Source organism: Proteiniphilum sp. UBA5463 (genome assembly GCF_002427225.1).
Classification (GTDB): Bacteria; Bacteroidota; Bacteroidia; order Bacteroidales; family Dysgonomonadaceae; genus Proteiniphilum; species Proteiniphilum propionicum.
The window spans coordinates 113,653-124,877 of the sequence record NZ_DIQL01000025.1; the positions used below are offsets into that span (position 1 = coordinate 113,653).

The 11,225-nt window shown below is 42.4% G+C and carries 9 protein-coding genes; 7 read left to right on the forward strand and 2 right to left on the reverse strand.

Annotated elements, in window-relative coordinates; genetic code table 11:
• The first annotated feature begins 239 nt into the window (after window positions 1-239).
• Together B3B27_RS04430 and B3B27_RS04435 are read left to right on the forward strand one after the other, a co-directional pair.
• Window positions 240-995, forward strand: coding sequence for a ZIP family metal transporter (locus B3B27_RS04430; protein ID WP_238867909.1), 756 nt, complete (start codon window positions 240-242; stop codon window positions 993-995).
• 171 nt (window positions 996-1,166) lie between these two features.
• A complete protein-coding gene (locus B3B27_RS04435; RefSeq protein ID WP_286834454.1) occupies window positions 1,167-1,943 on the forward strand; it encodes a class I SAM-dependent methyltransferase in 777 nt (258 codons plus the stop codon).
• A gap of 152 nt (window positions 1,944-2,095) precedes the next feature.
• Here B3B27_RS04435 and B3B27_RS04440 read toward each other — a convergent pair whose 3' ends face one another.
• Window positions 2,096-2,782 (reverse strand): Crp/Fnr family transcriptional regulator, encoded by a 687-nt coding sequence (locus B3B27_RS04440; protein WP_238867911.1) that lies wholly within the window; start codon window positions 2,780-2,782, stop codon window positions 2,096-2,098.
• A 119-nt stretch (window positions 2,783-2,901) separates the two neighbouring features.
• Here B3B27_RS04440 and nrfH point away from each other — a divergent pair, with 119 nt between their 5' ends.
• The 5 genes from nrfH (at window position 2,902) to B3B27_RS04465 (ending at window position 9,782) form a co-directional block, all read left to right on the forward strand.
• A complete protein-coding gene (nrfH, locus tag B3B27_RS04445; RefSeq protein WP_238867912.1) occupies window positions 2,902-3,519 on the forward strand; it encodes a cytochrome c nitrite reductase small subunit in 618 nt (205 codons plus the stop codon).
• 179 nt (window positions 3,520-3,698) lie between these two features.
• Window positions 3,699-5,198 (forward strand): ammonia-forming cytochrome c nitrite reductase, encoded by a 1,500-nt coding sequence (gene nrfA, locus B3B27_RS04450; RefSeq protein ID WP_286834461.1) that lies wholly within the window; start codon window positions 3,699-3,701, stop codon window positions 5,196-5,198.
• A gap of 8 nt (window positions 5,199-5,206) precedes the next feature.
• Window positions 5,207-6,478 (forward strand): cytochrome c biogenesis protein ResB, encoded by a 1,272-nt coding sequence (locus tag B3B27_RS04455; RefSeq protein WP_286846941.1) that lies wholly within the window; start codon window positions 5,207-5,209, stop codon window positions 6,476-6,478.
• Complete coding sequence (gene ccsA, locus B3B27_RS04460) at window positions 6,475-7,266, forward strand: cytochrome c biogenesis protein CcsA (RefSeq protein ID WP_286846944.1); 792 nt, start codon at window positions 6,475-6,477, stop codon at window positions 7,264-7,266. Before B3B27_RS04455 ends, ccsA begins: the two co-directional genes overlap by 4 nt.
• Window positions 7,267-7,586: 320 nt before the next feature.
• A complete protein-coding gene (locus B3B27_RS04465) occupies window positions 7,587-9,782 on the forward strand; it encodes a glutamine synthetase III (RefSeq protein ID WP_238867916.1) in 2,196 nt (731 codons plus the stop codon).
• A gap of 93 nt (window positions 9,783-9,875) precedes the next feature.
• Here B3B27_RS04465 and B3B27_RS04470 read toward each other — a convergent pair whose 3' ends face one another.
• Entirely contained in the window at window positions 9,876-10,958 is a 1,083-nt protein-coding gene (locus B3B27_RS04470) for a mannose-1-phosphate guanylyltransferase (RefSeq protein ID WP_238867917.1), read from the reverse strand.
• Window positions 10,959-11,225 lie beyond the last annotated feature (267 nt).

Sequence of the window (11,225 nt, forward strand, 5' to 3'; positions counted from 1 at the left end):
CTGGTGGCACCACTTCATAAAATTATTAAACGCTGTAGTTACACAACTTACAGCGTTTTTTGTTTGCCTTAGGTCAAACATATATAAAACATTTTAAATTCATATACTCCCATATATCTATCAACTATACTGGTAATTTGAAATTATTCTGTAACTTTATCATAACATTTAAAGAAAAGTTCGGGATACACTGATTATACTTATACTTTATCATTATATTAGCGGAAAATTCGACACTTATGTTTGAAGCTGCATTTTGGGGGTTTGTCTCAGGTTCGGCCATTCTCATAGGAGCATTTTTAGGCCTTTACTTGAAAATAGGGGATAAAGTAACCGCTACTGTAATGGCTTTTGGAGCGGGAGTTTTAATATCAGCACTCTCCATCGACTTAATGGCAGAAGCTTTTGAAAAGGCACACGATCCCTTAACAGTAGGGTTGAGCTTTCTGGCAGGAGCAATTATGTTTGTTGGCGGAGACTATCTGATAGATTCCAGGGGCGGTCATTTTCGGAAACATGTTCATGGCATCTCGGAGCAAAAGAAAAAGGAAGAAGCAGGTAACAACTCAGGTTCAGCAATTTTATTAGGCACTTTCCTTGATGGTATCCCTGAGTCTTTCGTTGTCGGAGCATCAATCGCCGCAGGTGGTGCTACAGGCATTGTATTTATTATGGCTGTGTTTTTAAGTAACCTTCCGGAGGGAATGTCAGGTTCTTTGGGCATGAAAATGGCCGGTATGTCTAACAGGCAGATAATGGCTTTATGGACAGCAACAGTAATTATCACCGTTATAGCTTCTGTCTGTGGTTATATTTTCCTTGGTAGTTCACCCGGCTCCCTTCATGCAGCAACAATGGCATTTGCATCAGGTGCAATTCTGGCTATGCTCTGCGACACAATGATTCCTGAAGCATTCAGGTATGGCGGACGTGCAGTAGCATTGGTGACGGTGGTGGGATTTATGACAGCGTTCTTTCTTAGCAAATTGTTTTGATGAGGGTTGCAAATATAAAAATATTATACCAAAAAAAGACTCTTCATATGTGGCAACTAAAAATATCACAAATCAATTACTATCTTTGTCAATTAATTCTTTTTCGTAATGAATTGTTTTTTTATAAACAGCAACAGTCAACGCGCCTGAAACATAAATAGTGGCTAATATATGAATGATCTGGAGAAATTCTTTTATAACAACAACGATAAATTAATTGACAAGTGGAACCATTATTTTGATATTTATGATTTATATTTTAATAAATATCGGGGCAAAGAAATAGTAATACTTGAAATCGGCGTTTTCCAGGGGGGAAGCCTTCAAATGTGGAAGAAGTATTTCGGCCAAAATGCCAAAATATATGGTGTAGATATTAATCCTAACTGCAAAAACCTGGAGGAGGGAAATATCGAGATCTTCATAGGCTCTCAATCCGACCGGACATTCCTTCGTAAAATTAAAGAGCAGATACCACCAATTGATATTCTTATTGACGATGGCGGGCACACAATGACTCAACAAATTGTCACCTTTGAAGAACTTTTTGGACACATAAAAGAAACCGGTATATATTTATGCGAGGATACACATACATCATATCAAATAATGTATGGTGGGGGTTATAAAAGAAGAGGAACATTTATTGAATATAGTAAAAACCTTATTGACTTTTTAAATGCCTTCTATTCGGAACAATCATCATTGAAAGTTAATAATTTTACCATAAGTGTTAAAGCCATACATTTTTATGACAGCATTGTGATAATTGAAAAAGAACAACGGAGTAAGCCAAAAAGGCTTACAACAGGGAAGGCAACAGTTTCTAATTATTACCAGGAACCTTCAGGATTAAAAAAAACAAAATGGGAAATTAAAAAATCAATATTAAAGATAATAAATAAATTCTTGAGATATTTCAGGCTTAAAAGTTTTATTTGGAAATAGAAACATTCGAGTCCCCTCCGATAAGTCTTTTTTCTTGAAAATTCCACAAGATGAACATTGATTTTCAATATGTTGCAAACCAATAAAATTGGGTCTTGAGGTTTTCGGAGAGGACTCAACATTTTAATTACACTTTTGAGGGGATGCTGTTTTTAAAACATGTTTTGAAGTGCAACCCGATTTAGAATTGTAATCTTCCTCCTGTCAACCTCAATAATCCCCTCTTCTGCCATCTCCATCATCACCTTCACCAGCGCGGGACGGGAAACACTGAACAGCCGGGCAATACTCTCTTTTGTTGTTTTCAACTGGAAGCTCTTTTCCCCTTCCGACTCTTTCAGCAGGTAATAGGCCAGTTTTGCCCTTATTGTTCGTAATGAGACAAGTCGCAGCTTATCTGAAAGAAAGGATACCCTATTGGATATATATGCCAGGAAAGCAATCATAAACTCATCGTACTTTTTCAACAGAAGGGATAGATTCTCCTTAGGTATCACAACAAACGTACAGGCAGTTCTGCAAATAGCAGAGACCGGGGAACGGTTATCGGCTGAAAACAAAAAACCGGTTGCCATGGGATTGGGAGCCTTGATATACTCTACCTTCATAAAATCTCCCTTATCATCTGCCATCTCGGTAACTGCCTCCCCTTTTATTAATATATAGAGTGATTGATAACGTGCCCCCTGGGTGACAATCACATCTCCTTTTTCAAATTTCCTTACAGAGAAGTGAATATCACGCATAAACTCGTCCCGCTGATCTTCAGGAACAGAGCTGCAAAGGGGACATTGAAAAATCATACCTGAATAGCCGGCATCAACAAATAAGTTGTCCATATCACCTTCAATTTAAGAAACTAAATTAGTTTATTTTTCGCAAACGTCATAATTATTACAGTTTTTTCAAGATTTTGTGCTTTACTTTGTTAATAATAAAAAGCTTAAAGTTTGCGACCATGAACAGACTGCGAAACTTCCGGAATAAAATTAAGCCTCGCGGGGGTTGGAGATATCCCGCAATCATCATCAGCGGGGCTTTCGTGGGGCTTTTTGCTTATACTTTTTTTGCATCAAGGGCTTACAGCTATCTATCCAACGACCCTGCGACCTGCGTTAACTGCCACATTATGGGCCCGTACTATGCAACCTGGATGCATAGTTCTCACGGCAGGAACACTACATGCAACGACTGTCACGTTCCGCAGGACAGTAAAGTAAAGGGATATTATTTTAAAGCAGTGGACGGATTACGCCATTCTGCCATATTCACCATCCGTGGAGAAAATCAGGCTATCCAAGCTATAGAAGCAAGCTCTCAGGTGATAATGGATAATTGTATTCGTTGCCATACTCAGCTCAACACCGAGTTTGTAAAAATCGGACGAATGGATTTCAAGGAGGTGAAGAATATGGGAGGTAACGCTTGCTGGGATTGCCACAGGAATGTACCGCACACCCTAAGCAGGTCGCTTTCATCAACACCTAATGCACGAGTACCTATGCCTGAAAGCAATGTTCCGGAATGGCTTCACAACATGGTGAAGAGATCAGAAATGAATAATACCAACCGTTGACAGATGCGGTATGCGGAAGACTAAGAGCTGTTGGCAGCTTACTGAAAGAAGCTGAGAATTGGTGATTGAAGCAGGACAGAAAGACTATGATGGCTACCCGAGGGCGGTTGGGCGATAAGAGTTGGCAAGGGACGGTTGAAAACTAAAAAACTGAAAACTAAGCATAAAACAGAGTTACTATGAACAGTAAAAGGCACAGTGACAGGATGAAGCCCTGGGTTGGGTGGCTTCTTTTTTTCGTTACGATGGGAATGGTATTCCTTTTGGGAATGCTGGCAGCTTCAATCACACAAAGAAGAGCCGAGATAGCTAGCGTGATGAACAACAGGAAAGTAGAAATAACTGGTATAGAGCCAAGAAGTGAGCTTTTTGCCGTTAACTATCCACACGAATACGAGACATGGAGCAGAACAGCCGATACCACTTTCCAGAGTGAATTTAACGGGAGCAAAGCAGTGGATGTACTTGCTGAACGTCCCGAGATGGTTATCCTTTGGGCCGGCTATGCTTTTTCAAAAGATTACAATACTCCCAGGGGGCATATGCATGCAGTGGAGGATGTGCATCATACATTGCGTACCGGAGCCCCAATGACTCCGGAAGAAGGGCCGCAGCCGGCAACCTGTTGGACATGTAAAAGTCCCGATGTACCCCGGCTGATGGAGTCTGAAGGCATCGCCGAATTCTATAACAAGACATGGGCCCACTGGGGGCAAGAGGTGGTAAACCCGATTGGTTGTGCAGACTGTCATAACGCAGAAACCATGGATTTGAAAATCAGCCGGCCCGGATTGATTGAAGGATTCGAAAATATGGGGCTGGATATTAAAGAAGCTACTCATCAGGAAATGCGTTCGCTGGCTTGTGCACAATGCCATGTAGAATACTACTTCACACCCGTGGGAAAATATCTGATCTTCCCATGGCACAATGGAACTACCATGGAGGGTGCAGAACAGTATTACGACAGCATAGGGTTTGCAGATTATACACACGCACTGAGCAAAGCACCAATCATAAAAGCGCAACACCCCGATTACGAGATATTCAAGACAGGTATCCATGCACAGCGAGGGGTCTCCTGTGCCGACTGCCATATGCCTTATATTTCAGAAGGCGGTATAAAATACAGCAGTCACCATGTGAGAAGCCCGCTGGCAAGCATGAATAACACCTGTCAGGTGTGCCATAGAGAGACGGAAGAGGACCTTCGCGATGCAGTGTATGAACGCCAGCGCAGTGCAAACCAGATTCGCGATCTGGTAGAGAAAGAGCTCGCTACCGCACATTTGGAGGCTCAGTACGCGTGGAACAAAGGGGCAACCGCGACACAGATGAAAAATGTACTGCAGCTTCTCCGACAGTCGCAATGGCGCTGGGATTACGCTGTTGCTTCACACGGTGGGGCCTTTCACTCTCCGGTTGAATATCAGCGTATTCTTTCATTAAGCCTTGACAGGGCTCACAAAGCCAGGTTTGAAACGGCAAAAGTACTTGCACAACTTGGATTTACCGGAGATGTTCCTCTACCCGATATTTCCACGAAAGAAAAAGCACAGGCTTATATCGGCCTTGATATGCAGAAAGAGAAAACCGATAAAAAAATATTTCAGGAGGTTATTATCCCTCAATGGCTTAAAATAGCCAGAGAGAACGACCGGCTGGCAAGCTTGAATTAAAAAGATAGATGAAAAATTCTTCACGAAATATCTGGGAGCAACCATGGGGATATACAGAAGGTTTTATACTTACCGCCGGTATCCTGCTCACGGGATTCTTTCTGCAGTTGGCCGTTGGAAATATTGAGATTTCCCTTTTCGCCGCACCTGTAAATTATATCACTGGTGCACTGTTTATCACGGGGATTATTCTTTTACATCTTCTGTCCGGGAAAAGCCGTGTAACAAGGTGGTTGTCGGGAATATATGCAGCCATTCCTGCAGTTAGTGCTCTGCTCCTCCTCTGTATAATTCTGGGATTACTCCCTCAACTCCCAAAAGAGATAGCCGGCAATGAGCTGCCACCTGGCATATTCAAACCGCTGGGCTGGTACCAGATGACTACTTCATGGCCATTTATACTGCTGTGCTTTTATTTGTTAATGATCTTGGGACTGGCTATACTCAAAAGGACAAGGAGGAAACAGTCGTTACGCGATATCGGGTTCTATCTGAATCATATCGGCCTTTTTGTCGCCCTGCTGGGAGGAATACTCGGCAGTGCAGATATGGAGCGACTCATCATGAGTGTAAATGAGGGGCAAGTGGAGTGGCGTGCGACAGACAGACAAGGGACAATAAAAGAGCTAACTATTGCTATCCAATTGGATTCATTCATTATTGAAGAGTATGAACCTAAGCTGGTGATTATTGATAATGAAACAGGAATTGTGTTACCTCTATCACGACCCGAAAGTTACATGTTTGAAGGAGCAGGAAAGACTGCCCTGCTGGCTGGAGCTACAATTGAGATTATTGAATATCTGCCTCATGCAGCCATCTTCAGGGATTCTGCTTTTTTGAATGTGGTACCAATGATGATGGAGGGAGCAGCCATCGCCATGAAGATAAGGGTGGACAAAGCAGGACTACCTTGTCCTGTGGAGGGATGGGTCAGCAACGGCAGTTATCTTTTTCCGCCTAACCAGTTGCAGATCGATGAGCATACCAGTGTAGCCATGCCGCTGCAGGAGGTTAAGAAATACAGATCGCATGTAACCGTCTATACTGAAGCAGGGCATACGCAAAAAATTGTCATTGAAGTAAACAAGCCATTATCAATAGGAGACTGGACAATTTATCAATACAGCTACGATGATTCAAAAGGAAAATACTCAGACACACCGATTTTTGAACTCGTGCGTGATCCGTGGCTGAAAGTGGTTTACAGCGGCATCTTCATGCTTATTGCAGGAGCCATCTTTATTTTTATTGCCGGACCTGAAAAAAGTATATCATGACCTGGAGTTCATTTATTTATTTTGCATTTGGTGCAGTACTCCTTTGGAGTTTTGGAGCAATTCTTGCGTACAAAAACAGAAACAAGGCAATGCCGTCAATGTTTACAGCGGCTGGACTTATGCTCTTTTTCATTTTTATATCGGGCCTCTGGATATCTTTGGAGAGACCGCCCCTGCGTACCATGGGCGAGACACGCCTTTGGTATTCGTTTTTCCTGCCTGTTGCGGGGCTGCTTACCTATATAAGGTGGAACTACAGATGGATACTTTCATTCACCACTCTGCTCTCCTCGGTTTTTATAATTATAAATATCGCGAGCCCGGATATCCATAACAAAGTGCTCATGCCGGCACTGCAGAGCCCCTGGTTCGCCCCGCACGTTATTATCTACATGTTTTCCTATGCCATTGTGGGCGCCGCAACACTAGTAGCCATATACTATCTTGCCAGGGAGAATAAAATCGTCTGCAAAGCCCACATCATGAATATGACAGACAATATGGTGTATGCCGGTGTTGCCTGCATTACACTGGGCATGCTTATGGGAGCTATCTGGGCTAAAGATGCATGGGGACATTACTGGAGCTGGGATCCAAAAGAGACATGGGCTGCAGCCACCTGGCTGGGGTACCTGATCTATATCCATTACCGCCTTAAAAGAAACTCTTCAAACAGAATCTCCATGATCATTCTGGTAGTTGCTTTTATATTGTTGCAAATATGTTGGTATGGATTGAACTACCTCCCCCCGGCAAAGCAAAGTATCCACACCTACTCTTCACAATGAGTGAATCGTTTACAGCATCCAATACCCGAAAACAATATATCTTAATGGTTGTCAGTACAAAATTACAATTGAACTTTCGCATGTGTTATGATAAGAGCTAAATCATTCAACTGACAACGTTTTGCGACCCGTTTTATCGCAGAAGCGCTCCACAAAAGATTGATATATCATATATTTAACTTTATACAATAGTAACTATCACATTAGGAACTTGATTAAATAAGATTTTTTCCGTATAAAAATCTTTTGTTCAACAAAATTGAAAAAACAACTACAAAATGATTAATTTTGTAGCTTCATCAAAATAATAATGTGTAGGTATGTCAAGATTACGATTTAAAGCGGTAGAAGCAGCATCAAAAAGAATTCCTGTAGAAGTTTCAGTTCCTGATCAGTTACCCTCCGAATATTTTGGTAAATATGTGTTCAATAGAACACAAATGTCAAAATATCTTTCAAAGGAAACTATGAATACCGTACTTGAGGCAATAGACCGCGGGACCACCCTGCATCGTGAGATCGCCGACCATGTGGCGGCAGGCATGAAGATGTGGGCAATGGAAATGGGTGCTACACATTATACTCACTGGTTTCAACCGCTCACCGAGGGAACTGCAGAAAAGCATGACTCGTTTATCGATTATGTGAATGGGCCGGGGGGGGGTATCATTGAACGCTTCTCCGGAAAATTGCTGGCTCAGCAGGAACCTGATGCATCTAGTTTTCCAAGTGGCGGCATACGAAATACTTTTGAAGCGAGAGGATATACAGCATGGGACCCCTCCTCCCCCGCTTTTATCATAGATGATACACTTTGCATCCCAACCGTTTTTATCTCCTACACAGGGGAAGCACTTGACTACAAAACACCGCTGTTGAAATCACTTACTGCAGTGGATAAAGCAGCGGTTGAGGTTTGCAGGCTTTTTCACACGGATGTAAGGAAGGTGTACTCATTTCTTGGCTGGGAGCAGGAGTATTTTCTTGTTGACCAGGCACTATATGCTGCACGCCCCGATCTGAGCCTTACAGACCGTACACTTATGGGGCACGAGAGCGCCAAAAACCAGCAGCTTGAAGATCACTATTTTGGTGCCATACCCCCCAGGGTAGCCTCATTTATGCGTGAGGTGGAGTTTGAAGCATATAAATATGGCATTCCTTTGAAAACACGCCATAATGAAGTAGCGCCTAATCAATTTGAACTCGCGCCTATCTACTGTGAAACAAATCTGGCAGTAGATCAAAATCTGCTTGTGATGTCACTCATGCGACGGATTGCTGCCAGGCACCATTTTAAACTGTTACTCCACGAAAAGCCATTTGCAGGAGTAAACGGTTCAGGCAAGCACAACAACTGGTCGCTTTGTACCGATACAGGCATAGGGCTTTTCACACCCGGCAAGAGTGCCAATGAAAACCTCTTGTTTGTCACATTCCTGGTAAACACCCTTATGGCAGTACACAAACACAATGGGCTGCTTAAAGCCTCAATCATGTCGGCCAACAATGCACACAGGCTTGGAGCCAACGAAGCGCCCCCAGCTATCATATCCGTATTTCTAGGAAAGCAGATATCCGGTGTGCTGGATAAGATTGAGCAAAGTTCGGAAGATGATGATATCACCGTTGACGAATTGAAAAAGATGCAGCTTGGTGTAGCACATATTCCCGAGGTACTGATCGACAATACCGACAGAAACCGCACATCTCCCTTCGCTTTTACCGGCAATCGCTTTGAATTCAGGGCAGTAGGTTCATCTGCTAACTGTTCATCTGCCATGATCGCTTTGAATTCAGCTGTTGCTGCCCAGTTGATCAATTTCAAAAAAGAGATTGACCGAAAAATGAAAAAAGGAATAAAGAAAGAGGAGGCTATATTCGATACTCTCCGACTTTATATCAAAGAATCCAAACCAATCCGCTTCGAAGGTAACGGTTACAGCGACGAATGGAGAGAGGAAGCCAAAAGAAGAGGGATAGACTGCGAAACAAGCGTTCCCCTTATATATGACGTGTATACCTCGAAAGAATCGGTAGAGATGTTCGAAAGCATAGGCGTACTGAACGAAAAGGAACTACATGCCCGCAACGAGGTGAAGTGGGAAACCTATACCAAAAAGGTACAGATAGAAGCACGTGTGCTTGGCGACCTCTGCATGAACCATATCATACCTGTTGCTACCGAATACCAATCGATGTTGCTGGATAACATATATAAAATGCATGCCGTTTTCGACAAAGAGAAAGCGGACAGGCTATCAAAAGAAGACGCTGCCCTTATCGAGGAGATTGCAGACCATATATCAGCAATTAAAACCAACGTGGATGATATGGTGGACGCCCGCAAGGCGGCCAACAAGCTGGAAGAGGCCCGTGACAAGGCCCTGGCCTACCACGACACGGTAGAAGTCTTCTTCAACGTTATCCGTTATCACGTGGACAAGCTGGAACTGATAGTTGACAATCAGATGTGGACCCTGCCGAAGTACAGAGAGCTGCTGTTCATAAGCTAACAGTCTCCAGCGATTTTGCAAAACATCAGCTCTGCAAACCTGAAACAAGGTTATGTTATCTGCTGAAAGGCCTCTGCCGGCAGGGTAAGAGTTTTAAATATATTTGTCTCCGTAACGGAATTTCACATCTGTCACGAAATGTTTGATGCGCTGCTCTTCGCTTTTTTTGCATATAAGCAGCACATTATCCGACTCAGCCACTATATAATCGTCAAGTCCCTGTATCACTACCAGTTTATCCTCACTCATAGCAACAATGTTACCGGTACTTTCTATATAAAACGTTTTACAATGCAGGTTGGCATTATTGTTCTCGTCGCGGGCAGATATATCGTGTAACGCCCCCCACGTACCCAGATCACTCCATCCAAAATTGGAGATGTTTACATACACGTTGTCTGCTTTTTCCAGGACTCCGTAATCGATTGAAATATTGGGGCAGAAGGGGAAACTGGCATCAATAAACTCTTTTTCTGCAGGTGTATTAAACAGCTCTCTGCCTTCACTGAATTTCTGAATTATATCAGGAAGGTATTTACCAAATGCATCTAAAATAGTGTTCACATTCCAGAGAAATATGCCCGAGTTCCATACAAATTCTCCACTGTCGACAAACTTCTTAGCAATTTCAAAATTTGGTTTTTCGGTAAACGCTTTCACTTTGTGTATGCCACCCATCTCTTTCTCATTAACCTGAATATAACCATAACCTGTTTCAGGACGGCTAGGTGTTATACCCAGTGTCAGCAGATATGGATTTTCAGCCACAAAATTAAGGCCGTTTTTCATATCAGCTACAAACTCATCCTCCTTCATTATCAGATGATCTGATGGTGCTACAATTATATTTGCTTCAGGATCCACCGACCTGATCCTGAATGAAGCGTAGGCAATAGCAGGTGCAGTATTTCGTCTTATAGGCTCCAGCAGAATTTGATTCTCTTTCAACTCCGGGAGTTGTTTTTTTGTCATCTCTGCATATGCATCATTTGTAACGACAAAAATATTCTCAGCTGGAACAATCTTTTTAAACCTGTCGAAAGTGGTTTGCAGCAGAGATCTGCCTGTTCCAAAAAAATCAAGAAATTGTTTGGGTTTACCTTCCTTGCTAAAAGGCCAAAAGCGGCTACCCACTCCACCGCTCATAATAACACAATAATTATGATTGTTTCTCATTTCTAAGATCATATATATTTAATAAAATGAAATTCATACTGATTTACCCCTGCTATTTTACGGGTTAGATGCTAAATAAATAACACCATTTAGTTACAGTTTGTTTATGGTTTTCTCTATTTTACCTTAAAGATACAAAACAAAAATGGAAAACATCGCAACGAAGTCCGGCAAATGAATAAAAAGTGGGAAAACTTTTTTTGTAATCTCAAAAATATGTGTACTTTTGCACTCTCTTTAATCTGATGCCCAGATGGCGGAATTGGT